Below are 23,903 nucleotides of genomic sequence, written 5' to 3' on the forward strand. Positions count from 1 at the left end.
GACCTGAGCGCTGACACCGACCTGAGCGCTGACACCGACCTGACCGGAACAAGAGAACGCCCCCGACCTTACTCAGGCGGGGGCGTTTTTTTGTCGGGGCCGGGCGATTTCCAAATCGCTCGGGAGGGTTTTCAAAAACCCTCCCCCCCCGCCTCAGTTCACATCGCGGAAACAGCGAAAGCCCAGGTGATAGTTGCGATGGCTCGCCGGCGACATAACCCGGCTGCCATGCCAGAACGGCGCCCGCCAGCGCGCCCAATGCTCATGCGCACGCACCGTGTCCCAGATGAACCAGCTGCCCTTCATCTCGGTCACGCCAAGCGTGGTCGAGCCCCGGCTGGCCATCTGGCTTTCATTGAGCGGCAGGTTCATATGCTCGGCCACGTTGCCGTCGATGTCATAGACGCCAAGCGGGCTTTGGCATTGCGGGAACGAGCCCGCAGGATAGGTGTTCGACCCGCAGCCGGTGAAGCTGCCGCCATTGCAGCCTGGCGTTTTTCGGCTGCCCGTCGCGCAGACGCCGGCGCGCCACTGGCCGATGGAATACTGGTTGCGGGTATTGGCCCATTGCTGGTTGTGCCAGGCGCGCATTCCCTGCGGGTTGCCGATGTCGAACCGGTAATCGGGCTCCAACAACGCCCCCGCCGCCGCGCCTTCCCATTCATGCGCGTCCCCCATGCGTCCGCCCTCGGCGGCGCAGAGCTGATGCGCCTCGTTGGCGCGCACCCAGACCACGGGGTAGACCATCGGGATATTGGGATATTCGAACATGTCCACGCAGGTGGTGGCATCCTCGGGGCTCTCGGTTGCCGGATCATAGAGCGGCACCATGTAAGGACCGCCGCAGATCCGCTCGAACCGTGCGTTGCGGTAGCTGGCCTGCACCTGAGCCACGGACCCGCCAAGCCGCGCCGCCGCCTCCTCGGGTGTCATCGGATGGCGTGTCACCGCCGGATTGCCCTGCCCGATATAGGAGGAGCCCTCGAAGATGCGGCGGATGCGCTGGATCTCGGCATTCGAGACGCCGCGCACATCACGCATCTGCTGGAACATCTCCTCGTTCAACTCGGCGAGCGATTGCGCCCCCGCCCCGGCGCCCATGACGCCGCTCAGGATGGTCACGAACACTAGGGTGAGATATCGCATGGGGACAGTCCTTTATCTGATGGTTACTCGCGGCGCAGAAGGTAGAAGAAGTCGCGATTGTCGGCGAAGCCCACGAAACGCGGAATCGCGCCGCGGCGGGAGTTCTGATCGACATTGGCCATGCCCGAGACCAGGTGTTCGGCCTCGATCCAGTCATCGTCGTCGATCTGGGGGTAGAGCGCCATATAGGTGTGCTCCTGGCTGTTCATGTCCATCAGCATGGCGTAGTCGCAGCCATAGGCCTGGAAGGTCCGCGCCATGCCCGAGGGCGTCGCGGTCGAGAAATAGGCGTAGAGCAGGAATTGCCGCCCATCGACCTCGCGCAGGCACGATCCGGCGCGTAGGGTGCGTAGCTGCGCATCGGCAGACCCCGACCAGTTGCCGCCACCCCAGGAGGTGACCAGATCGCCCGGCACACCCTCGCCCGTTTCGGGATCGGGATTGATCAGCGCCACGCCATTCTGGCGGGCAAAGCGAAGCCGCGGCAGCAGTTCGTTCATCTCCTCGGTCCAGGTGGTCATGCCAAAGGTGCCGTCATCCAGCACGTAGATCGTCGCCAGTCCCGGCCAGAGACGGCTGAGCAGCGTACCATTGACCAGGAACCCGTAATGGTGGCCGTTATTGTAGGTTGCCATCGGACCAAAGCGCCAGGCCCCGTGATCGCGCTTGTAGCCACCGGTGAAGGTTGCGGCGACCCGGTCCAGAAGGGCGGGGCTGAGCATCCCGTTCATCACAAGGGGCGCGGGGCTGTTGAACCCGTCGGGCCCCGGGATGGACCAGTCGCGCCCGGCCCCCGAAGGCCGCGAGGACCAGCCGAAGGAGGGGTGATCGGTGCCAAGCTCATATCCCAGTTCAAACTGCGACATGTCGAAGGCCACGAGGTAGACATTGGCGTTGCGCTCGACCCCGTCCAGCCAGTTGGTCTCGCCCGAGCGGTTCAGGATCTCGTCGCTGATCATTCCCGGCTGCATGACGCTGGAATAGATCCCCGGCGCATCCTCGACCGCGTACCAGCTGCCCGCCTCCATGCCGCCCTCGGCACCGACCAGGTCGAAACCTGGGCTGGCATTCATCACCGGGAACCGCGACAGGTCGGCCTGGCCAAGCGCCTCGACCACGGCACCGGCATCGGCCTCCTCGATCTCGTCGCTATCTTCGAGGAAGGCATCCTCGTAGAAGGTGCCCTTGATCAGGTTGACAATGGAATCGCCGAAAATGACGTTGTCGCGCAGGAATTCCGCAATCGCCTCGCGGTTGGTGCGCGACCCCGACACGCGATTGCGAAGGTAGAGCCGCCCGTCGCAGAGCGGCGCATAAGGCAGGCCGGTATCGCCCGCCTCCTCCAACTCGGGGCTGCGGCCCGCCCATGGCGCGCATTCCTCGGCGTCGTCATCGCCCTCGATCAGGATGAAGGGATCGTCGCCATCCCCGCCAAGCGAGATATGCCAGACCTCCGGATCGGTGTTCTCAAGGTGATAAAAGGACGGACGTCGGGCGTCCGCCTCCTCGACCCGCAGCACGAACCAGGTGTTGATGACCGGGTTGGTCGAGATAAGCTGCACCTGCAATCCATCCTCGCCGGTCACCGTCTGTTCGGCCCGGAACGGGTTCATCGCGAAGATCGAGCCGGGAGCATCGGTCAGGAACTCGGCCATCTGTTCGGCCAGAACTTCTTCACTCGGTGGCTCGATCCCGGTGGCAAGGGCCGGGGCGGCCAAGGTCAGGGCAAGGGTGCAGGTCAGTCCGGTCAATCGGGCGGGCAATGGCGATTTGGGCAAATCCAACTCCAGAAAATATCGTCATGGGGGCGCGGGAGCCCTGAAAATCGGCTCCGCGCCAGGGGCGTCACGAAATTATGCTGCAACAAATCGGGCATTCGCGCAATGCTGGGAACACCCACCCCTGTGGCGAAACGATCACAATTCACCGGGTCCGCGTCAGGTGACGTGCCCGCGCTGATCGGATCGGCCCATCGAGGCCAGCAGGCCCTCCGCCTCCTGCACCTGCGTGAAATCGGCCTTGCTGCCCATACCGCGCCAGCCGCAGGCCACCAGCGATTGCGCCACCGCGCCGCCAAGCGTGTCGCCCGGCCCGGTGACAATGAAGAGGTCGGGGGCAAATTCCCGCGCCGCCATGCGGATCGCGGCGGTGAAATCGTAGGCTTCCGTCACCTGGTGGCCAAAAGTGTAGTCATGCAGCCGCGCAGGGTCGCTTGCACCGGGCCACCAGATATGGCCGCGCCCGTCGATCAGGGGCTTTGCGGGCTGGTGGAAGATGGACCGCGCCAGCGTGTCACGGCCAAGGGCGGCGACAGGCGCCTGAAGCCGCGTGTGAAACGCCGCGTGATTGGGCAGGCGCATCGGAAAGCGGTCATTCACGCGCGGCACGGCCGCCTCGAAGGCCGCCAGCCCCGCCTCATCGCCCGCCAGAACCAGCATTCCGCCCAGGTCGATCGACAGCGCCAGCGCCTGCCCCTCCCGCGCACCGATCTCTTCCACCTGCGCCAGAAGATCAGCCTTGCGCGCCGCCTCCGGCACCCAGTCCACGCCCATCCAGGGATAGACCAGTTGCCCGCCGATCAGCTGCGCCTGCATCAACCCGCCCATGGTGTTGACGATGCGAAACCCGTCCTCGGGCGTGACCGCGCCGCCTGCGGCCAGGGCCAGATACCAGCCCATGGAATTGCCGGTGACGGCGACAATCTCGATGTCATCGGCCAGCGCCGTGGCATCGGCCAGCGCGCAGGCGGCAATGAGGGGCGAGGCAACGTCGCCGCGTGAATACCTGGACAGGCTGAATTTCTCCGCCCCGTCGAGGGTCGAGACCGGCACTTCGCCCGCCGCTTCGCGGATGGCATCGAAGCGCGCGATCAGGTCGACGCGATCCGCATGGTGGCGTTTCAGATAGCCAAGCTCGCCTGCATTATAGGTGCCGCGACCGGGCAGGATGAGAACCGCGCGCCTTGTCATGACCTGCCCTCCACCAGGGCCTTCGCCGCCGCGATGATCCCCTCCTTCGACGGCAGGGTCGCGCCATAGGCCGGGCCGGTGGCGATGAAGCTGTCCTCGGCGGTGACACGCGCGAAACTGGGCACTCCCGCCTCGTGGAAATGCCCCATCAGCGCCTCGGCCTGCCCGCCGGTAAAGCGGCATTCATCGACGATGAGGACATGCGCGCAGTCGCGGACCGCCTGCAAGATCGCCTCAACCGGCAGCGGGGCCAGCCAGCGGATGTCGATGATCCGTGTGCGCGTTCCGGCCTGCGCCAGCGCCGTTTCGGCCTGCCGGGACAGGTAATGCCCGTTGCCATAGGTGACGATGGCCAGGTCTTCCCCGTCGCCATGCTGGCCGATCTCGCCCATCGCGATCCGCTCATCCGGCGCGGGATAGGGCGTCATCCAGCCGCCATCGCCCGCCTCATCCAAATCGCGCATCGGGTAGAGCGCGATGGGTTCGACACACACCACCACGCGGTTTTCCTCGCGCGCCAGACGCACGCATTCGCGCAGCATCCTTGCCCCATCCGCCCCGGTCGAGGGGCAGGCGATCACGAGCCCCGGAATGTCGCGCAGCACGGCGAGGCTGTTGTCATTGTGGAAATGCCCGCCGAACCCCTTCTGATAGCCGAGCCCCGCAATGCGCAGCACCATCGGGTTGGTGAACTGGCCACGGCTGAAGAAGGGCAGCGTGGCCGCCTCGCCACGCAACTGATCCTCGGCATTGTGCAGATAGGCCAGGAACTGGATCTCGGGGATAGGGACGAAGCCGTTGCCGGCAAGACCGATGGCGAGGCCCAGGATGCTCTGTTCGTCCAGCAGCGTGTCGATCACCCGGTCGCGGCCAAAGCGCGATTGCAGCTTTTGCGTGACGCCATAGACGCCGCCCTTCAGCCCGACATCCTCCCCCATGAGAATGATCTCGCCATTCTCCAGCATCAGGTCGGTCAGCGCCATGTTGAGGCATTTCGACAGGGTTTGCGGGGCGTCCATCGCCTTCATGTCGCTGCCGAACCGCGCCGCGCGGGCCTCGGGTGAGGGGCCATTCGTGGGCGCGCAACTCCGTTTCGGGGGGAGGATCGTGGCCATCACGTCGGCGGCGGTCTTCAGGCGCGGGCGCTGGATGACCTCGGCGGCGACTTGTGTGACGCGGGCGCAGGTCTCCTGGTAGATCGCCAGCGCGTCCTCGGGGGCCAGCGCCCCCTCCTCCGCCAGCAATCGCGCGGAGTGCAACAGCGGGTCGTTGGCCTCGTCCCGTTCCACCTCCTCGCGCGGCAGGTAGGAGGTCGCCACATCCGCCCCGGCATGGCCGTAGAGCCGCACGGTGCGCAGATGCAGGAAGGCGGGCTTGCGGTGGCGGCGGGTGTACTCGGCGGCCTCGCGCGCGGCGCGGAATGTGTCGAACATGTCCAGCCCGTCGGCCTTGAAATAGCGGATACCGGGGCGGTGGCGCATTGAGTTCTCGATCCAGCCCTTGGGCGTCCTGGTCGAGATGCCGATGCCATTGTCCTCGCAAATGAACATGAGCGGCAGGGGCGTGCCTTGAACGGCGGTCCAGCCCGCCGCGTTGATCGCGCCTTGCGCGGTCGAATGGTTAGCCGAGGCGTCGCCGAAGGAACAGACCGCGATGGCGTCCTTTTCATACAACCTATGCTCCGGCCTATGCCGCCGCGCCAGCCCGATGGCATAGGCCGCTCCCACGGCCTTGGGCAGGTGGCTGGCGATGGTCGAGGTCTGCGGCGGGATCATCAGGGCGCGGCTGCCAAGCACCTTGTGCCGCCCGCCCGAAATGGGATCCTCCGCCGAACAGGCGAAGCTCAGCAACATGTCCCAGGTGATGTTGACCCCCGGCACCTGCCCCGCCCGCGCGATCTGGAACGCCGCATCGCGGTAATGCAGGAAGGCCGGATCGGTCGGGCGCAGGGCAGCGGCGACGGCGGCCATGCCTTCATGCCCCGACGAGCCGATTGTATAGAAGCCCTGCCCCGCCTTCTGCATCGCGCGGCTTTCCCGGTCCAGCGCGCGGCTGAGGCATTGCGCGCGGAAAAGCGCCACGCCCTCGATCCCCGTGAGCGGCGGAACCGGCGCGCGGCCCGATGGAAAATCCCCGGCGGGCAGGCGCGTCGTCAGGTTTTCATGAACAATCTCGACCCGGTCCATCGGAGGCCCCCGTTTGATCCGGGCCACATCTTGCGGTTTGACCGTGGATTGTCCAGTGCCGCCACGGCACAGCCATCGCCCCTTGACAGAATGGCAGAAAACCCGCGAAATCCGGCGAACTTCCGAAAAAGGCAGCAAATTGCATGCGCGACACGTTGGACAGACGCATCATCCGGGAATTGCAGCGCAACGCGCGGGCCTCGACCTCGACCATCGCGGCGCGGCTGGAGGTGGCGCGCTCGACCGTGCATGAACGCATCGCGCGGATGGAGAAGGACGGCACGATCTCGGGCTACTCGGTCATCCTCAGCCGCACACCGGGCGAGGAAACCGTGCAAATCCTGATGTTCCTGGAAATCCGGCAGCAAGACACGCGCAAGATCCTGCAACGCCTTTCCGGCTATCCCGAGATCCAGGCCTGCTATTCGATCAATGGCGAATACGACCTGTTCCTGTCGGCCGAGGCCCCCCGGATCGAGGATCTCGACATTCTGGTCGATGAGATCGGCGAAATACCGGGGGTGACGCGGACCAACACCTCGGTCGTCTTCGGGCGCAAGTTCGACCGCAGGCAAGAGGATACGGCGGAGCGGATCGAACGCCAGATTCGCAACCTGGCGGACGCAAATACCCCCTGATCCGGCAAAATGCCTGAAATCGCGCGGGTTCCGGCCCATTGGCAGGCGACAGACCGGCCCAACCTTCGGCACTCTTCCAGGCAAAACCGCCATTGAGGAGTAGCGCGCAATGACCACCTGGAATGTCTGTATCGTCGGCGCGGGCAAGATCGGCCACATGATCGCCGAGTTTCTGCACCGCTCGCCCAATTACACTGTCACCCTGGCCGATGCTGACCTGGGCAACCTGACGCGCGCGCAGAAGATGGGCTTCAATGTGATACAGGCGGATGCCGGCGACGCCGAGGCGCTGGCCGACAGCCTGCAAGGCTTCGACGCCGTGGTCAGTGCGGCACCGTTCTTCCTGACGCCGACAATCGCCGCCGCCGCGAAACAGGCCGGGGCGCATTACTTCGACCTGACCGAGGATGTCGCGGCGACGGATGCCGTGCGCAAGCTGGCCCAGGGGGCCACGACCGGTTTCATGCCGCAATGCGGGCTGGCGCCGGGCTTCGTCGGCATCGCGGGCGCGTCGCTGGCCGCCGAGTTCGACACGCTGGACACGCTGTCGCTGCGGGTGGGCGCGCTGCCGCTCTACCCGACCAACGCGTTGAAATACAACCTGACCTGGTCCACGGACGGGCTGATCAACGAATATTGCAACCCCTGCGACGTGATCGAGGATGGCAAGGTGATCAAGGCCGCGCCCCTGGAGGATCTGGACCTGATCAGCGTCGATGGCACCGATTACGAGTGCTTCAACACCTCGGGCGGCCTCGGCACCCTGACCGAGACGCTGGCGGGCCGCGCGCGCCGCGTCTCCTATCGCACGATCCGCTATCCCGGCCATTGCGAGATCATCAAGATGCTGCTGCACGACCTGCGGCTGGAAAGCCGCCGTGACCTGTTGCGCGACGTGTTCGAGACCGCCTTGCCGCGCACCGATCAGGATGTGGTTCTGATCTTCTGCACCGCCACCGGCTGGATCGGGGGCGAATATCGCGAAAAGAGCTTCATCAACAAATCCATGGCGCAGGAAAGCGGCGGACGGATCTGGGGCGCGATCCAGATCACCACGGCCTCGGGCGTCTGCGGCGTGATGGACCTGATGCGTATGGGCAAACTGCCAAGCGCGGGGTTCGTGCGCCAGGAACAGGTTGCCCTCTCCGACTTCATGGCAACCGAGTTCGGCAGCAATTACGGCAGGGGCGCGGTGACCGGGATGGTCGCGGCGGCCTGAACGGGGTCGGGAAGGATGGTACCGCCTTCCCGGCTTGAACGGGAGACCTCCGGATCCACAATCCGGCGCTCTAACCAACTGAGCTAAGGCGGCACTGGCGCGGGGGATACAAAACGGGCGCGGGGATTGCAAGCCTTCTGATCGGTCGCGTGGCCCCTTTCATGCCGGTTCGGATTGACGCTTGCAGCGGCAGGGGGCAGCCTCTACCTGCCTGAGAACCCCATGCGAGCCGGAGAAGACAGATGAGCATCAACAGCGAAAGCGACGTGACCGCGAATATCCAGATCGGACCGACCAACCTGGGCATGGTACGAATCTATATCGAGGCGGATGGCATCGACCTGCCGATGGATTTCGAACCCGAGGAAGCGCTGGAGATCGCCGAGGAACTGCGCGCGGCGGCGGAGGCGGCGGCATCGTCCAAGGGCTGAGACCGAACGAGAGGGTGGATTGAGGGGCCAGCCCCTCAAACTCCCCGGGATATTTTTGGAACAAAGAAGGCAAACTTTAGTCAAATTGTTCCGGGTTTGGGATCGCGGAAGAGGTGCAGGCGCTGCGCGGCGGTGCGGGCAAATTTGCGGGTCAGCACCTTGCGGCGGGCGGCCGGCAGTTTGGTTTCCGGCCCCATCCGCAGGATCTCGGCGTCATAGGCATCGGCGATGATCAGGCCGGTGCCCTCGGGCAGCAGATCGGTCGGGAAATCCTCGTCCACGGCCCAAAAATAACGGTCGGACCAGTCCAGGTAGCCCTGCCATTTCGCGTCCGAGGTGAAATCGGCCCGGCTGCTCTTGCATTCGATGATCCAGACCTCGCCCCTGGGACCGAGCGCCATCACGTCGACGCGCAGGCCCCGGTCGGGCACGAACTCCTCCAATGTCGCGAAATCGTGCTGGCGCAAGTGCCGACAGACGCCGCACGCCAGAAGCTGGCCGGGCATCAGGGCGGGGGGATCGAACGGGGCCGGGTCGGTCATCGGGAAAGCATGAACAATTCGTGAACATATGGCAAGGGGCAGGGCACGCGCCGAAACCCCCTTGTTCCGGAGAGGCCGCAGCCCTATGTCTGGCCTAGGCGGGGTCTGCCTTTCCTGTGAAGGGGCAATATTCCAGTGGCCTTAAGCAATTCCAAGGGAGCTGGCTCTGTGCGGACCCTGGTCCGTTTACCTGGCGCCCACCTGTTCATACAGGTCCCCGGGAATTCGACACCCCCACGTTCATGGTGGTCCCCCGCCGATATTCTCCCTCTTCCGGCACCGCTCAGCGGTCGCTTTGCACCGGCACCGGAACGGCGTCGAGAACCGGCAGGGCGTCGCGCTTGCCGCTATCGTCGTCATCCTCCTCCTCGCCCATCGTCATGATCTTGAACCCGACCTGGGCCGAGCCGAAGGTGATGCCGCCGAAGATCACCAGCATGATCACGGCGATGGGGCCTTCCGACGTGTGCGTGACCAGGTGCCAGAGATTGCCGATATTGAGCCACAGCAGCAGCGCCGCGAACCCGGCGGAGATGCCGAAGCCGATGGCGGCATGTTTGAGGATGAAGCGGATATGATCGGGCATGGGATGAACCTCCTGTCAATCAAGGTAATGTGCCGGTCGCGCATGACAAGCCGCCCGGTTGCCGCAGCCTGTTCGCCTGGCTAGCCTTGGCGCAGCATGGGGGAGGACGGCATGAAGCAGGCGAAAGCAACGGCGCGCGAGACGGTCAGGGGCCGGATGGGCGAGATCTCGGGCTGGACGCGGACGATCTGGGACCATGGCGAAACCGCCTGGCGGGAATACCGCTCCGCCGCCTTCTATGTCGACCTGCTGCGCCGCGAGGGTTTCGAGGTCGAGGAAGGCAGCGGGGGCATGCCCACGGCCTTCTGCGCCACCTGGGGCAATGGCGACGGGCCGGTGATCGGCGGCTATGCCGAATATGACGGCATTCCGGGCAATTGCCAGGCGGCGGAGCCCCGGCAGGCCCCGCGCGACGGGCTCGGCCCCCATGCCGGCGGCCACACCGACCCGCATTCGGCGCTCGGCATGGGGGCGCTTGGCGGGTTTCTGGCGGCCAAGGCGGCGATGGAGGCGCACGGGATAAAGGGCCGCCTCAAGTTCTTTGGCGAACCGGCGGAAAAGGTGCGCGGGTCGAAACCGATCCACGCGGCGGCGGGTTATTACGACGATCTCGATGCCGCGATCAGCTTTCACCCCTTCTACATGGCCCCCTATTGCAACACCGTTCGATGGGACACGCATTGCGGCGTGGGCTATGGCGTCATCTACGAGTTCACCTGCGACACGCCCGAGACCTGGATGGCGGGCGGCGGTGCCTCGCCCATCCCGGCCAGCCATGCCAGCCCGCGCGCCCCCGGCGCGACGGATGCGATGGTGCAGATGTATCAAACGGCCAAGGCGCTGCGCGAGCATGTCATGGCCCCCGGCCAAAGCTGGTCGATGAACGAGACCATCCTTGCGCACGGGCAGGCCACCGCCGACAACATCCCGGCGCAGATGGCGCAGATCATGTATTTCATCCGCATTTCCGAGGTGGAAGAGGCCGAGCATATCATCCGCGGCCTCGATCATTTCGCCGAGGCCGCCGCGAGCCTCTGCCATTGCACCTGGCGCAGGCATTGGGTCGCCAAATCCCGCCCCGGCCTGCCCAACCACGCGCTGGCCCGTGCGACCTACACCAATCTGGAGGAGGTCGGCGCGCCGCAATGGGGTGCGGAGGCCGCCGATTTCGCCCGTGCAATCCAGTCCGAACTGGGGCTGGAGCCGATGGAGACCCCCTTCCTGCCGATGATCTCTGAGTTGATCGACCCCGAGGAGGCCGAGCGACAGCTGCGTGCCACCCTGCCCCCCTCGCAACGCCATTTCACCTCGGACGACTACACCGAATATTGCTGGCACGCGCCGACCGTGCGGCTCTACCTGGGCCGCCCTGCCCTTCAGGCCCCGCCGGGCTATGCCTATCCGGCATGGGCGATGAACGCGCTCGGCGGGCATCCCCCTTGCATCGACCCGATGACGCAGGTGGCGGCAGAAGTGGTGGCGATGACGGCGCTGGATTGCCTGGGGGATACCGGGGTTCTGGAGGCGGCACAGGCGGAATTCCGGGACCGCACGGGGGGCGGGATCGGCGGCGGGACATGGCTTGCCCCGCTTTGCGACTACGCCCCGCCGCTGAATTTCCGCTGGCCGGAATACGTCACCACGGCACGCGGGACGGATTGGGTCATACCCAGCTGATCCGCCGACGAGCGGCGCAGACCCTCAGCCCCTCAGGGCGTCCAGCCGGGTCTTGTTTCGGCAAAACGCCGGGGCGGCTTCGGCAGCGCCGCTGTTATCCGCCAGCCAGGCATCGCAGGCCGGCCTGTCCGTGCAGGTGCTGCACCGATACGCCATATCGTGCCGCTCGAAGGGGCGCAGCCTGCCATCGGCGGCGGCCCTGACGAGGTCCACACCAAGGGCGCGGGCCATCTTCGGCATCTGTTCCGGGTGGCGCAGCGCATTCGAGATTACGGCCATGCTGTCTCCTTTCTCCGGTTTCGGGGTCTCGGAACGCGTGCGTCGCGTTACATCCGCCCTGTCAGAAAAAGCAGGTGTTCGCCTTGATATATGTCAAGTCCGTGGTGCTGGACGGCTCAGAATGCCTCGGGCCTGGCTTCCCGCGCCATGTGGTCCAGCACGGCGTTGACGAATTTCGGCTCGCGCCCTTCCGGGAAGAAGGCCCGCGCGACATCGACATATTCGTTGATCACCACCTTGGGCGGCGTGTCGGATTGCGTCAGTTCCGCCCCCGCGACGCGGAAGAGCGCCCGGATGGTCGGGTCGATGCGCGCGATCGGCCATTTCGCCACCAGCGCCCGGTCGGTCATCTGGTCGATCTTCGCCTGCCAGTTCACCGTGTCGTCAATGAGCTTGCGGAAGAGATCCACATCGCCCTCGACCAGTTCCTCGCCCGCGACCTCCTCGCCGAAGCGGTAGGTCTCGAACTCGACCCGCACCTTGTCGGCACTCTGCCCGGACGCTTCCATCTGAAACAGCGCCTGCACGGCATAAAGGCGCGCCGCCGATTTCATCTGGCGTTTTTCCTCGCGACTCGGTGCTGAGGGTCGGGGGTCGGTCATGCGGTGTCCTTGTTCTCCGCGATCAGCATCTCTTCACCGCGCGGCTTGAATCCGATGCCGCCTTTAGGCCGCCCGAGCTTCCGCGTCAACGCGATGAGGTGCAGCGCTGCCGCGGCAGCCCCGCCGCCCTTGTTCTGACCCTTCGGATCGGCCCGCACCTCGGCCTGCGCGCGGGTTTCCACGGTCAGGATGCCATTGCCGATGCAGGCCCCGTCCAGCCCCATCAACTGCAACGCGCGCGAGCTGTCGTTGCACACCGTCTCGTAATGCGTGGTCTCGCCCCGGATCACGCAGCCAAGCGCCACGAAGCCGTCGAAATTGCTCTGCTTGTAGGCGATGGCGATGGCGGTCGGCACCTCCAGCGCGCCGGGCACCTCGATGATCTCATGGGCCGCGCCGACCGCCTCCGCTGTTGCGATGGCGCCCGCGACCAGGTCATCGGCGATGTCCTTGTAATAGGGGGCGACCACGATCAGCAGCTTCACCGGCGTGTCGAACTCGGGCAGTGGCAGGCTGTAATGTGTCTCCGATCCGGCCATTATCCGATCTCCGAGATTTTGCGGGTGCCGACAATCTCCAGCCCGTAGGCATCCAGCCCCACCACCTTGGGCGTCGGCGAGTTGGTCAGCAGGACCAGTTTCGACAGCCCGAGCGAGGACAGGATCTGCGCCCCCAGCCCGTATTGGCGCAAGGTCTGGGGGGAGGCCTCATGCTCCGGGGTCAGCTTCATGTGCAGGTCGCGCAGAAGGACCAACGCGCCGCGCCCTTCCTCGGCGATAAGCTCCATCGCGTCGCCAAACTCGCGGCTACGCCCCGCGCCGCCGGTGCCGACCACATCAAGCAGCGGGTCCAGCGCGTGCATCCGCACCAGAACGGGCTCGTCGCCCGAGATGTCGCCCTTGACCAGCGCGATATGCTCTGCCCCTTGCGTCTCGTCGGTGTAGATCCGCATCTGCCATTCGCCGCCGAACTCGGAGGTAATGGTTTCCTCGACGCGCACCCGGACCAGGTTGTCGTGACGGCGGCGATAGGCGATCAGGTCGCTGATCGTGCCGATCTTGAGGTTATGCCGCTGCGCGAAGGCAACGAGGTCGGGCAGCCGCGCCATGGAGCCGTCCTCGTTCATGATCTCGCAGATCACGCCAGAGGGGTTGAGCCCCGCCAACCGGCTGATATCCACCGCCGCCTCGGTATGACCGGCGCGCACCAGTACGCCGCCCTCGCGCGCGCGCAGGGGAAAGACATGGCCCGGCGTGGCAATATCGGCGGCGCCCTTGGTGGCGTCGATGGCCACGGAGACGGTGCGCGCCCGGTCGGCGGCGGAAATGCCGGTGGTCACCCCCTCGCGCGCCTCGATGGAAATGGTGAAGGCGGTCTCGTGGCGCGAGGAATTATAGGTCGACATCAGTTGCAGCCCGAGCGCGTCGATCCGGCTGCCCGGCAGCGACAGGCAGATCAGACCGCGCCCGTGCATGGCCATGAAATTGATCGCCTCGGGCGTCGCCATCTGCGCCGGGATCACCAGGTCGCCCTCATTCTCGCGATCCTCGTGATCGACCAGGATGAACATGCGGCCATTGCGGGCGTCGTCGATGATCTCCTCGATCGAGGAGACGGCATCGGAATAATCGGTCTCGACCGGGCCGGGGGTCTCGTAGCTCATGGGTGCGGGCCTCCTCGCGTTTCGGGTCCGGGCATAGCGCAGGCGCGGGTCCAGCGCCAGTGTGCATGCGGGCCACTGGACATGACGTCACGCCGGGGCGTAGCCTTTCCGCCCAGGGGGGAGGGACGGTCATGCGCGCATCACGGTTGATCACCAGCGTGGAGGTCCATGCCGAGGGCGAACCGGGGCGCGTCATCACCGGCGGGCTGCCGCCCATCCCCGGCAATTCGGTCTTCGAGAAGATGCAATGGATGGCGGCCGAGGGCGACCATATCCGCAAGCTCATGCTGCGTGAGCCGCGCGGGCACCCGGCGCTGTGCTGCAACGCGCTGGTGGAGCCGTGCGACCCGCGCGCCGATGCCGGTTTCATCATCATGGAGCAGACGGAATACCCGCCGATGTCGGGTTCCAACACGATCTGCGTCGTCACCGCCCTGCTGGAGACCGGCATCCTGCCCATGATCGAGCCCGTGACCGAGCTTGTGCTGGAGGCCCCCGCGGGGCTGATCGAGGTGCGGGCGGATTGTACGGGCGGCAAGGTCACGCGCGTCGGGTTCCGCAACGTGCCGGCCTTCGCGGTGCATCTCGATGCGTGGATCGAGGTGCCGGGGTTGGGGGCCGCGCGGGTCGATATCGCCTGGGGCGGCATGTTCTTCGTCATCGCCGAGGCGGCGCAGTTCGGCGTCGAGCTGAGCGCCGGGAACGCGGGTGAGATCATGCGCATCTCGGAGGCGCTGCGGCGGGCGGCGCGCGAGCAGCTGCAGGTGACCCATCCCGAGAACGCCGCGATCACCGGCCCCACGATCTCGCAACTTACCGGTCCGGCACAGGGCGCGGGCGCATCGGGCCGCAGCGTGGTGACCCTGGCCACCGGCGGCGCGGGGGCGCTGGACCGGTCGCCCTGCGGCACCGGAACCTGTGCCAGAATGGCCTGCCTGCACGCGCGCGGGTTGCTGGAGGTGGGCCAGGACTACGTGAACGAAGGCCCGCTCGGGACGCGCTTCACGGGCCGAATCGAGGACGTGACGCAGGTGGGGGGCTTCGATGCCATCGTGCCGAGCCTGTCAGGTCAGGGCTGGATATACGGGCTGTCGCAGCACCTTCTGGATCCGGACGATCCGTTTCCGGAAGGGTTTGCCATCGGGGATTTCGGAGGGTGAGCCAGCTACCTGGAAACGCTCCAGTGGAGCGTTTCGCTGGCGAACGGGCGGAGCCCCAAACAGGCGGCGCGTCGAGGGCAGCAAGGCGTGAGGATTGCAGCCCTTGTCTCGAATTGCTGCGCAATCCGACCGGGGCGGGGCCTCACGGCCCCGCGGCCTCCGGCGGAAGTATTTTCACAAAGAAGATGAGAAGAAGCGCTCTGCGTCGATCACGCCCGCCAGTTTTCCAGCCGCGCACCAGTCGCGTTCGACGGCGGTGGCGGGGATCAGGACGGTGCCATCCGCAGGCAGGCCGTGGCGGCGCAGGGTGGCGCGCAACCGGTCGCGTGTGGCCGACCAGCTTTCGGTGAAGCCGGGCGCGCGGGTGGTGGCGTCGAGCAGCGGGGCGTTTTCCGCAAGCACCGCGTCCGGATCGGCGGGGGCGTAAATCGCCCCGATGCGGCCTGCGGCGTCCTTGAGACCGATCAGCCGCGCCTGCCGGTCCGGCGCGACCGCGCGCCCCCGACGCATCTCCAGCGCGTTGCCGGAGAAGATGAACGCCACCACGTCATGGCCGGATGCCGCACGGATCGAGGCATAGCTGCGGTAGTCGATCCCGAGCCGTTCGGCGCGCGCGACGCGGACACGCAGGATCTCCAGCGGCAGGGTCTTCATCAGCGCCTTGCGCGCCCTGCCCCAGGCGTGCTTGCGAAAGCCGAAACCCGGCTCCAGCGCGGGGCCGTTATTATGTCCGATCTGGGTCATCCATCCCCTCCTCCGCCAGCCACGCGATCGCATCCTGCGCCGCGCGCGCCGCCTCTTCAAGACTGCCGTAGGAGGCGTCCGGCACACGGGTCACGATGCGCCAGCCATGCGCATCCTCGGGGTCACGGCGGCATTCCTGCCAATGCCAGGCCGCGTCGCCGCTCTGCACCAGATCGACACAGCGCTGCCCGCTCTCGTCATTGATCGACCGGCGCACGACCGGTTTCACGCGCCGTAATCCCGCAACCGCGCCACGTAACGGGCCAGCGTGTCGATCTCCAGGTTGATCCGGTCGCCTTGCTTCACCAGCCCCCAGGTCGTCACCTCCTGCGTATGCGGGATCAGGTTGACACCGAAATCGCGGCCCGCGACCTCGTTCACCGTGAGCGAGGTGCCATTGAGGGCCACGGACCCTTTGGGCGCGATGAAGCGGGCCAGATCCTCGGGCGCGCGGAACGTCACGCGGGTGCTGTCGCCCTCGTCGCGCATCGCCACCACCTCGGCCACGCCATCGACATGGCCCGAGACGATATGGCCGCCCAACTCATCCCCCACCTTGAGGGCGCGTTCCAGGTTGATTCGCCCGCCTTCGGCCCAATCCCCGATATTGGTCTTCGAGACGGTCTCGGCCGAGATATCGACGTCGAACCAATCGCCCCCGAGCGCCACCGCCGTAAGACAAACCCCGTCACAGGCGATGGAGGCCCCGATCTCGATACCCGCGGTGTCATAGCCGGTCTCGATGCGGGCGCGCAGATCGCCGCGGTTTTCCAGCGTGCGGATACGGCCGATATCGGTGATGATGCCTGTGAACATGGGGGGTACTCCAGGTTGCTGCCCTCACCTATCGCCAAGGCCCGCGCCACAATCAAGGCATAAACCGGCCCTCAAGGTGCCATTGCCCCGTGCAAGAGAGATCACGACACGCTACCACTCTCTCATGATCACGAGGCCGGACGTGCCTGTAATGGCCGCAGAAAACCGATCCTTCCTGTTCCTCCAGGGACCGCACGGGCCGTTCTTTCATCGGCTCGGCCAGATGCTGCGCGCGGCAGGCGCCGATGTCTGGCGGGTCGGCTTCAACCAGGGCGACAGCGCCTTCTGGCACCACCGGCCAAGCTACATTCCCTATCGCGGCACGGTCGAGGACTGGCCCGCACGGTTCACCGAATTGCTGGAGCGCCACCATACCACCGATATCGTGCTTTACGGCGATACGCGCCCCATCCACGCAAGCGCGGTCGAGATCGCCAGGGCGCGGGGCCTGCGGGTGCATGTGTTCGAGGAGGGCTACCTGCGGCCCTATTGGGTCACCTATGAACGCGGCGGGTCGAACGGGCATTCGCGGCTGATGGAGACCACCGTGCCTCAGATGCGCCGCGCGCTGAAGGGGCTGGACCTGGACCTGCCGGACACGCCCGCGAAATGGGGCGACATGCGGCAGCACATCTTCTACGGCGCGCTCTACCACTGGTTCGTGATGTTCCTGAACTTCCGCTACCGGAACTTCCGACCGCACCGCAATATCACCGTGGCGCGCGAGTTGCGCCTCTACCTGCGCCGGATCGCCTTCATGCCCGCCATCTCGCTGTCGCGCAAGATCGCCACCTGGCGCATCAAGACCGGCGGCTTTCCCTATCACCTGGCGCTGTTGCAACTGGAACATGATTCCAGCTTCCAGCAGCATGGCCCCTTCGACACCCAGACCGACTTCCTGCAAATGCTGATCGAGGGCTTTGCCGCGGGCGCGCCGCAGCATCACCACCTGGTCATCAAATCGCACCCGCTGGAGGATGGCCGCGTGCCCCTGCCCCGCGTCATCGCCCGGATCGCGCGGGATGAGGGGGTCGCTGCCCGCGTCCATTACGTGCGCGGCGGCAAGCTCGCGCGCCTGCTGGACGATGCGCGCAGCGCCGTCACCGTGAATTCCACCGCCGCGCAACAGGCGCTCTGGCGCGGGCTGCCGCTCAAGGCGTTCGGCACGGCGGTCTACCTCAAGCCGGAATTCGTCTCGACCCAGAGCCTCGACGAGTTCTTCCAGACGCCGACCCGCCCTGACAGCCGCGCCTATCGCGATTATCGCCATTACCTGCTGGAGACCTCGCAGATCACCGGCAGCTTCTATTCCGCGCGCGGGCGGCGGCAACTCCTGCGCCAGGTGGTCGACATGATGCTGTCGCCGGACGACCCCTACGAGGCGCTGGATGCGGGCCGGCCTGCACCACGGCAACACCTGCGGCTGGTGAAATAACAAAAACTGGTCAGGCGAAAAACTTTTCGCTAGAGTGACAAAAAAATAAACCGAGGCAGTACAGGCAAATAAGGAGCCGAAATCCGTGACATCACTGGCTTCCCGAGGGGCGCGGTTCGTCGCCCTCTTGGTGGTTGTATCGCTGGTGGCCCAATGTGGGCTGCTGCCGCGATCCGGCCCCAACCGCAGCGAGCTCTTCGCAGGATCCGTGCAACGTCAGGGCGATGCCTTTGTCGTCACCGTCAATGACCGCGTACTGCGCGCCACATCGGTGGTCGAGGCGCTCGGCTTCTCGCAGGAATTCATCAACGCCGGCCAGCTTGGCTCGGACGAGATCCGGCCCGGCGACACGCTGTCGCTGTCGATCTGGGAAAACGTGACCGATCCGCTGCTCGGGGCCACCGGCGCGCCAAGCACGGTGCTGGACGAGGTGCAGGTCGATGGTGCCGGTTTCATCTTCATCCCCTATGCGGGCCGGGTCCGCGCCGCGGGCAACACGCCCGAGGGCCTGCGCCAGATCCTGACCCGCAACCTGGATGAACAGACCCCCGATCCGCAGATCATCGTGCGCCGCGTGGCGGGCGACGGGGCGACCGTGACCGTGGCAGGCGCCGTGGGGGCGCAAGGCGTCTTCGCCATCGAACGGCCCACCCGGACGCTGTCGGCCATGCTGGCGCGGGCGGGCGGCGTCGCCATCGAGCCCGAGATCGCACAGATCACCGTGGTGCGCGGCGGCCATACCGGCACGATCTGGTTCGAGGATCTCTACTCCAACCCGGAACTGGACATCGCGCTGCGCGCGGGCGACCGCATCCTGGTCGAGGAAGACCGCCGCACCTTCACCGCGCTCGGGGCCACCAACGCGCAGACACGGGTGCCCTTCGAAAGCCAGACGATCTCGGCCATCGAGGCGATTGCCACCGTCGGCGGCCTGAACCCGAGCCTCGCCGATCCCACCGGCGTCTTCATCCTGCGCAACGAGCCCGAGGCGATTGCGCGCGCGGTCCTTGGCCGCAACGACATCGTCGGCACGCAGCGCTTCATCTACGTGCTGGATCTGACCGCGCCCACGGGCATGTTCGAGGCCCGCGATTTCGTGATCCGGGACGAGGATACGCTCTATGTCACGCTGGCCCCGTTTGCCCAGTGGAACCAGGTGATCAGCGCGCTGACCGGCACGCTTGGCACCGCGGGCTCGATCAGCAGCCTGGCCGAGTAGCGCCTTGGCGCAAGGCGACGGAACAGACACGCCCGCCGGGGGGACATCTCGGCGGGCGTTCTATTTCAACGGCGGCTTCCTGACCAATGCCCGCGTGCGGCGCATCCTGACGCTGGCGGGTCACGATCTGCGCCTTGGCAAGCCGGGGCCGGAGGATGACGTGCTGGTCTGGGGCCGCAGCCCCTATGCGAACCGCGGCGAGGCGGCGGCGGCGGCCACGGGCGCGCATCTGGTGCGGGTCGAGGATGCCTTCCTGCGCTCGCTGCATCCGGGCCGCGAGGGCGAACCGCCGCTCGGCCTGACCATCGACCGGCGCGGCGTCTATTTCGACAGTTCCGCGCCCAGTGATCTTGAGCACATGCTGGCCACCCATCCGCTGGACGATACCGCGCTGCTGGACCGCGCCCGCGAGGGGATGGCGCGGATGGTCGAGGGGCACCTGACCAAGTACAGCGCCGTCGACCCCAAGGTCGCGCCCCCCGCCCCCGGCTACGTGCTGGTCATAGACCAGACCGAGGGCGATGCCTCGATCCGCCATGGCGGGGCCGATGCCGCCACGTTCCGCGAGATGCTGGTGCAGGCACGGCTGGAGCATCCGGCTGCGCGAATCGTGATCAAGACCCACCCCGAAACCCGCGCGGGCCATCGACCGGGGCATTTCGGCGCGGCGGATTGCGACGAGCGCACCGATCTGATCACCGATCCGATTTCCCCCTGGCGGCTGATGGAGGGGGCCGTCGCAGTCTATGCCGTGACCTCGCAGCTTGGCTACGAGGCCATTTTCGCGGGCCACAAGCCGCAGATTTTCGGCCAGCCCTTCTATGCCGGATGGGGCCTGACCGAGGATCGCAACCCGGTCGCGCGACGCGCGCGGCGCCTGACCCGCGCACAGCTATTCGCGGTGACGATGCTGGAATTTCCGACCTGGTATGACCCCTATCGCGACCGGCTCTGCGCCTTCGAGGATGTGCTGGCGACATTGGAGGCCCGCGCGCGGGCCTGGCGCGAGGATCGCTTTGGCTATGCAGCACTCGGCATGCGGGCCTGGAAACGCGCGCCCTTGCAAAAGGTCTTCGGCGGCGCGGGGCAGGCGTTGCGCTTTGCCAAGTCACCGGCAGCGGCGGTGGCGATGAACCGCCCCGTGATGGTCTGGGCCGGACAGGAAACGGAGGAGGTCCGCGCGGCCTGTGCGGGGCGGCCCCTGGTTCGGGTCGAGGACGGGTTCCTGCGCTCGCGCGGGCTCGGCGCGGACCTGGTGCCGCCGCTCAGCCTGGTGCTGGACGATCTCGGCATCTACTACGACCCGACGCGGGCCAGCCGCCTGGAGGCGCTGATCACCCGGGCCGCCGCCCTGCCCCAGCCCCGCCTGCGCCGCGCAGAGGCGCTGGTCGAGGCGCTGATCCGTGCGGGCCTCAGCAAGTACAATGTCGGTGGAGTGCCCGCGCTGGACCTGCCCGAGGGCCGCGAGGCGGTGCTGGTGCCGGGACAGGTCGAGGATGACGCCTCGATCCGGCTTGGCGCGGGCGAGATCCGGACCAACCTGGAACTTCTGCGCAAGACGCGCGCGCTGCACCCCGAGGCCTGCCTGATCTACAAGCCGCACCCGGATGTGGAGGCGGGGTTGCGCGAAGGCAAGATCGCACGCGACGCGCTGGACGGGCTGGCCGATATCGTGGCCGACCATGCCGACCCCGTGGCGCTGATCGCCCGCGCGGACCGGGTGGTAACCATGACCTCGCTCCTCGGCTTCGAAGCGCTGATCCGGGGCGTTCCCGTCACCTGCCTCGGCGCGCCATTCTATGCCGGGTGGGGGCTGACGAATGACCTCGGCCCCGTCCCTGCGCGCCGGGCGGCCCGCCCTTCGCCGACGGCTCTCGCCCATGCCGTCCTCATCACCTATCCGCGCTATTTCGATCCCGTCACCGGCACGGCCTGCCCGCCGGAAGTGGCGTTGGAGCGGCTGGCCAGCGACACCATCCCCCGCCCCGCCATCCGCCTGCGCGCGCTGGCGAAACTGCAGGGTTGGTTCGCGGGGCATGCGCATCTGTGGCGGTGAGGGCGCCCTCGGCGGCCCCCGTACCGGGGACCTTCTCGGCTTGAACTGGTCTTCAATGGCGAATGACGGGCCCGGCGGTGAGAGACGGAGTCAGGTATTTTTGGCAAAATGAAAGAGAAAGTCGCGTCAGGCGCGGGACCAATGGGTCAGGATATCGGTGCCGATCTGACGGGTCTCGCGCAGGGCATAGCGCGGAGCCTGATCGAGCGCGGCAAGCGCCAGGGGGCCAATCGCGGGCAGCCCCTCGGCCCCGAGCGCCATGCCGGCGGTGAAGCTGATCAGGTCGTCGACCAGATCGGCCTGCAGCAGAGAGGCCGCGAGCGCGCCGCCGCCCTCGCAGAAAACGCGGGTGAGGCCGCGCTGGCCCATCGCGGCAAGAGCCTGGCCCAGGTCGATCGGCGCGGGCAAGGCGATGATCTCGGCCCCGAGATCGCGCCAGTCGGCCTGCCGCTCTTCCGGCGCATCCTCGGCACAGATCAGCCACAGCGGAATATCCCGCGCGCTGCGGGCAAGCTGGCTGTCCGTGGGCAGGTCCAACCGGCGGCTGATCACGACACGCACCGGCTGATGCGCCATGCCGAGGCCGCGCACGGTCAGCGATGGGTCATCGGCCCGCGCAGTCCCCGCCCCCACCAGCACCGCGTCATGGCGCGCGCGCATGGCGTGGACCGCGCGGCGCGCCTCGGGGCCGGTGATCCACTGGCTTTCACCTGACGCCGTGGCGATGCGACCGTCGAGGGAACTGGCCAGTTTCAGGGTCAGCGCGGGGCGGCCCTTGGTCACGCGGCTTACAAAGCCCTGATGGGCACGGGCGGCGGCCCTTTCCTCGACACCCGATGTCACCGCGATCCCCGCCGCGCGCAGCCGTTTGACCCCGGCCCCGTCAGTGCGCGGATCGGGGTCGCCCATGGCGATGACGACCCGCGCCAGGGCGGCGCGGATCAGCGCCTCGACACAGGGCGGCGTGCGTCCGAAATGGGCGCATGGCTCCAGCGTGACATAGGCCGTGGCCCCGCGCGCGGCCTTCCCGGCCTGGCGCAGCGCCTCCGTCTCGGCATGGGGGCGACCGCCGGGCCCGGTCCAGCCGCGCCCGACGACCCGGCCGTCGCGCACGATCACGCAGCCCACGGCGGGGTTGGGCCAGACACGGCCCTGCCCCCGCGCACCTAACCCAAGGGCCGTGCGCATCCAACGGGCGTCATCGCCGCTCATGGCTCAGCTTTCGGGCAGGACGGGCGGGCGCAGTTCGGCGACGAATTCCTCGAAATCATCGGCTTCCTGGAAGTTCTTGTAGACCGAGGCGAAGCGGACATAGGCTACCGTATCAATCCGGGCCAGGCTCTCCATCACGATCTCGCCGATCTTGTTCGAGGGGATGTCGGTCTCGCCCATGCTTTCCAGCCGCCGCACGATGCCCGAGATCATCTGGTCGATGCGCTCGGGCTCGACGGGGCGTTTCTGCATCGAGATGCGGATCGAGCGTTCCAGCTTGTCGCGGTCGAAATCCTCGCGCTTGCCATTGGTCTTGATCACCACGAGGTCGCGCAGCTGCACGCGCTCATAGGTGGTGAAGCGCCCCCCGCAGGCCGGGCAGAACCGCCGCCGCCGGATGGCCACGTGATCCTCCGCCGGGCGCGAATCCTTCACCTGGGTATCTACATTTCCGCAAAACGGGCAGCGCATGGGCCGATCCCCCCTCGTCTTTGACTGCTCAAGCCTCTGGGGTCTGATGCCCCGCTTATCCACAGGCACTATAGGCCCGACGCGAGGGCTTGGGTAGTGGGGAATTGCAGCCCCTAGATCATGGGGGGTATCTGTTGCCACAGGGTCAATCGGCCCGGAAATGCAGCGCGACATGGCGCTGATGCGGGCGGGTGCGGTGTTCGACCACGTAGATGCCTTGCCAGGTGCCAAGCGCCATCCGGCCCTCCGCCACCGGGATCTGCAGGCTGACCGGCAGCAGCGCCGCCTTGATATGGCCGGGCATGTCGTCTGGGCCTTCGTAAGTGTGGGTCAGGTAGGCCATCGCGGGATCGTCCGAGGGCGGCACGAGGCGGTGGAAGAAGGAGGTCAGGTCGGCCTGCACCTCGGGGTCGGCGTTTTCCTGGATCAGCAGCGAGGCCGAGCTGTGCCGGATGAACAGCGTCACCAGGCCGTCGCGCGCGCCGATCCGGGCCAGCCAATCGGCGACCTCCCGCGTGATCTCGGTCAGGCCGGGGCCGTGCGTGGAAATGGTGAGTTGCGTCTGCATCGCCCCGATACTGCACCGGACGGGCGGCAGGGTCGAGGCGTGGGCCTCAATCGAAACTGTCGTGATCGCCGACAACATCGGTCGACAGAGTCGAGTTGAGCGCATTCGTGGGCGTCCGCGCGCCGGCGCTAATCAGCGCTGTCACCGCAATCGCAAGACCGCAGAGCGCCGCCGTCAGCACCACCCAATCGACGGTGATCGCGCCGCTGTCGTCCGTCAGAAAACTCTTCAACATCTCGCGCTCCCGTGAAGATCGCCCCCAATGCCCCTTCCTGCGCTGCAAT

The 23,903-nt window shown here is 66.7% G+C and carries 25 protein-coding genes and 1 tRNA gene; 8 read left to right on the forward strand and 18 right to left on the reverse strand.

Translation table 11 applies throughout. The features are described from left to right. Positions 1-153: 153 nt before the first annotated feature. The 4 genes from HNS34_RS13995 to HNS34_RS14010 all read right to left on the reverse strand — a co-directional run bounded on the left by HNS34_RS13995 (position 154) and on the right by HNS34_RS14010 (position 6,301). The gene (locus HNS34_RS13995) at positions 154-1,146 is read right to left on the reverse strand and encodes an SUMF1/EgtB/PvdO family nonheme iron enzyme (protein ID WP_172320713.1); all 993 of its coding nucleotides are present in this window, start codon (positions 1,144-1,146) and stop codon (positions 154-156) included. Between the two features lie 23 nt (positions 1,147-1,169). Next, positions 1,170-2,897, reverse strand: coding sequence for a hypothetical protein (locus tag HNS34_RS14000; protein WP_235952737.1), 1,728 nt, complete (start codon positions 2,895-2,897; stop codon positions 1,170-1,172). Positions 2,898-3,083: 186 nt separating this feature from the next. Next, on the reverse strand, positions 3,084-4,115 hold the full coding sequence (locus tag HNS34_RS14005) for an ACP S-malonyltransferase (RefSeq protein WP_172320715.1): 1,032 nt from the start codon (positions 4,113-4,115) through the stop codon (positions 3,084-3,086). Continuing rightward, positions 4,112-6,301 carry a dehydrogenase E1 component subunit alpha/beta gene (locus tag HNS34_RS14010; RefSeq protein WP_172320716.1) on the reverse strand — a complete coding sequence of 730 codons (2,190 nt, stop codon included), beginning with the start codon at positions 6,299-6,301 and terminating at the stop codon, positions 4,112-4,114. The genes HNS34_RS14005 and HNS34_RS14010 overlap by 4 nt, the downstream gene beginning before the upstream one ends. A gap of 143 nt (positions 6,302-6,444) precedes the next feature. Between HNS34_RS14010 and HNS34_RS14015 the strand changes: the two genes are divergently transcribed. Continuing rightward, a complete protein-coding gene (locus HNS34_RS14015) occupies positions 6,445-6,939 on the forward strand; it encodes an Lrp/AsnC family transcriptional regulator (RefSeq protein WP_172320717.1) in 495 nt (164 codons plus the stop codon). A gap of 109 nt (positions 6,940-7,048) precedes the next feature. Next, the gene (locus HNS34_RS14020) at positions 7,049-8,158 is read left to right on the forward strand and encodes a saccharopine dehydrogenase family protein (RefSeq protein WP_172320718.1); all 1,110 of its coding nucleotides are present in this window, start codon (positions 7,049-7,051) and stop codon (positions 8,156-8,158) included. A gap of 16 nt (positions 8,159-8,174) precedes the next feature. Here HNS34_RS14020 and HNS34_RS14025 read toward each other — a convergent pair. After that, positions 8,175-8,251: transfer RNA gene (locus tag HNS34_RS14025), tRNA-His, on the reverse strand. A 149-nt stretch (positions 8,252-8,400) separates the two neighbouring features. Between HNS34_RS14025 and HNS34_RS14030 the strand changes: the two genes are divergently transcribed. Next, positions 8,401-8,589, forward strand: a complete 189-nt coding sequence (locus HNS34_RS14030; RefSeq protein ID WP_172320719.1) for a DUF6324 family protein — start codon at positions 8,401-8,403, stop codon at positions 8,587-8,589. An 80-nt stretch (positions 8,590-8,669) separates the two neighbouring features. On the opposite strand, the gene HNS34_RS14035 is transcribed toward HNS34_RS14030, so the two are convergent. Beyond that, positions 8,670-9,131, reverse strand: coding sequence for an MmcB family DNA repair protein (locus HNS34_RS14035; RefSeq protein WP_235952738.1), 462 nt, complete (start codon positions 9,129-9,131; stop codon positions 8,670-8,672). 283 nt (positions 9,132-9,414) lie between these two features. Continuing rightward, positions 9,415-9,717, reverse strand: coding sequence for a hypothetical protein (locus HNS34_RS14040; RefSeq protein ID WP_172320720.1), 303 nt, complete (start codon positions 9,715-9,717; stop codon positions 9,415-9,417). A gap of 111 nt (positions 9,718-9,828) precedes the next feature. On the opposite strand from HNS34_RS14040, the gene HNS34_RS14045 reads away from it, so the two are divergent. Further along, positions 9,829-11,394, forward strand: coding sequence for a zinc-binding metallopeptidase family protein (locus HNS34_RS14045; RefSeq protein WP_172320721.1), 1,566 nt, complete (start codon positions 9,829-9,831; stop codon positions 11,392-11,394). Positions 11,395-11,418: 24 nt separating this feature from the next. Here HNS34_RS14045 and HNS34_RS14050 read toward each other — a convergent pair whose 3' ends face one another. From HNS34_RS14050 to ribB, 4 genes are all read right to left on the reverse strand, one after another. Beyond that, entirely contained in the window at positions 11,419-11,673 is a 255-nt protein-coding gene (locus HNS34_RS14050) for a DUF6455 family protein (RefSeq protein WP_172320722.1), read from the reverse strand. A 116-nt stretch (positions 11,674-11,789) separates the two neighbouring features. Next, on the reverse strand, positions 11,790-12,275 hold the full coding sequence (gene nusB / locus HNS34_RS14055; RefSeq protein ID WP_172320723.1) for a transcription antitermination factor NusB: 486 nt from the start codon (positions 12,273-12,275) through the stop codon (positions 11,790-11,792). Further along, on the reverse strand, positions 12,272-12,814 hold the full coding sequence (locus HNS34_RS14060) for a 6,7-dimethyl-8-ribityllumazine synthase (RefSeq protein ID WP_172320724.1): 543 nt from the start codon (positions 12,812-12,814) through the stop codon (positions 12,272-12,274). The genes nusB and HNS34_RS14060 overlap by 4 nt, the downstream gene beginning before the upstream one ends. After that, entirely contained in the window at positions 12,814-13,938 is a 1,125-nt protein-coding gene (ribB, locus tag HNS34_RS14065; protein ID WP_172320725.1) for a 3,4-dihydroxy-2-butanone-4-phosphate synthase, read from the reverse strand. Before ribB ends, HNS34_RS14060 begins: the two co-directional genes overlap by 1 nt. Positions 13,939-14,069: 131 nt before the next feature. On the opposite strand from ribB, the gene HNS34_RS14070 reads away from it, so the two are divergent. Beyond that, positions 14,070-15,098, forward strand: a complete 1,029-nt coding sequence (locus HNS34_RS14070; protein WP_172320726.1) for a proline racemase family protein — start codon at positions 14,070-14,072, stop codon at positions 15,096-15,098. Positions 15,099-15,272: 174 nt separating this feature from the next. Here the strand turns inward: HNS34_RS14070 and HNS34_RS14075 are convergent, their stop codons facing one another. The 3 genes from HNS34_RS14075 to HNS34_RS14085 are packed head-to-tail and all read right to left on the reverse strand — an operon-like array spanning position 15,273 to position 16,658. Further along, positions 15,273-15,842, reverse strand: coding sequence for a hypothetical protein (locus tag HNS34_RS14075; RefSeq protein WP_172320727.1), 570 nt, complete (start codon positions 15,840-15,842; stop codon positions 15,273-15,275). After that, the gene (locus HNS34_RS14080; protein WP_172320728.1) at positions 15,823-16,071 is read right to left on the reverse strand and encodes a hypothetical protein; all 249 of its coding nucleotides are present in this window, start codon (positions 16,069-16,071) and stop codon (positions 15,823-15,825) included. Before HNS34_RS14080 ends, HNS34_RS14075 begins: the two co-directional genes overlap by 20 nt. Continuing rightward, positions 16,068-16,658: a riboflavin synthase gene (locus HNS34_RS14085; RefSeq protein WP_172320729.1), complete on the reverse strand. Its 591-nt coding sequence runs from the start codon at positions 16,656-16,658 to the stop codon at positions 16,068-16,070. Before HNS34_RS14085 ends, HNS34_RS14080 begins: the two co-directional genes overlap by 4 nt. A gap of 151 nt (positions 16,659-16,809) precedes the next feature. Here HNS34_RS14085 and HNS34_RS14090 point away from each other — a divergent pair, with 151 nt between their 5' ends. From HNS34_RS14090 to HNS34_RS14100, 3 genes are all read left to right on the forward strand, one after another. Beyond that, positions 16,810-18,093, forward strand: a complete 1,284-nt coding sequence (locus HNS34_RS14090; protein ID WP_172320730.1) for a capsule polysaccharide biogenesis protein — start codon at positions 16,810-16,812, stop codon at positions 18,091-18,093. 85 nt (positions 18,094-18,178) lie between these two features. Beyond that, positions 18,179-19,312 (forward strand): polysaccharide biosynthesis/export family protein, encoded by a 1,134-nt coding sequence (locus HNS34_RS14095; RefSeq protein WP_456236977.1) that lies wholly within the window; start codon positions 18,179-18,181, stop codon positions 19,310-19,312. Between the two features lie 4 nt (positions 19,313-19,316). Continuing rightward, positions 19,317-21,368, forward strand: a complete 2,052-nt coding sequence (locus HNS34_RS14100; protein WP_235952739.1) for a capsule polysaccharide biogenesis protein — start codon at positions 19,317-19,319, stop codon at positions 21,366-21,368. A gap of 126 nt (positions 21,369-21,494) precedes the next feature. Here the strand turns inward: HNS34_RS14100 and ribD are convergent, their stop codons facing one another. The 4 genes from ribD to HNS34_RS14120 all read right to left on the reverse strand — a co-directional run bounded on the left by ribD (position 21,495) and on the right by HNS34_RS14120 (position 23,854). Then, positions 21,495-22,580 (reverse strand): bifunctional diaminohydroxyphosphoribosylaminopyrimidine deaminase/5-amino-6-(5-phosphoribosylamino)uracil reductase RibD, encoded by a 1,086-nt coding sequence (gene ribD / locus HNS34_RS14105; RefSeq protein WP_172320731.1) that lies wholly within the window; start codon positions 22,578-22,580, stop codon positions 21,495-21,497. 3 nt (positions 22,581-22,583) lie between these two features. Further along, on the reverse strand, positions 22,584-23,051 hold the full coding sequence (nrdR, locus tag HNS34_RS14110) for a transcriptional regulator NrdR (RefSeq protein WP_172320732.1): 468 nt from the start codon (positions 23,049-23,051) through the stop codon (positions 22,584-22,586). A gap of 145 nt (positions 23,052-23,196) precedes the next feature. Continuing rightward, complete coding sequence (locus HNS34_RS14115) at positions 23,197-23,619, reverse strand: secondary thiamine-phosphate synthase enzyme YjbQ (protein WP_172320733.1); 423 nt, start codon at positions 23,617-23,619, stop codon at positions 23,197-23,199. A 46-nt stretch (positions 23,620-23,665) separates the two neighbouring features. Beyond that, positions 23,666-23,854, reverse strand: a complete 189-nt coding sequence (locus HNS34_RS14120; RefSeq protein ID WP_172320734.1) for a hypothetical protein — start codon at positions 23,852-23,854, stop codon at positions 23,666-23,668. Positions 23,855-23,903 lie beyond the last annotated feature (49 nt).

Source organism: Alterinioella nitratireducens, assembly GCF_013155465.1.
GTDB lineage: Bacteria > Pseudomonadota > Alphaproteobacteria > Rhodobacterales > Rhodobacteraceae > Alterinioella > Alterinioella nitratireducens.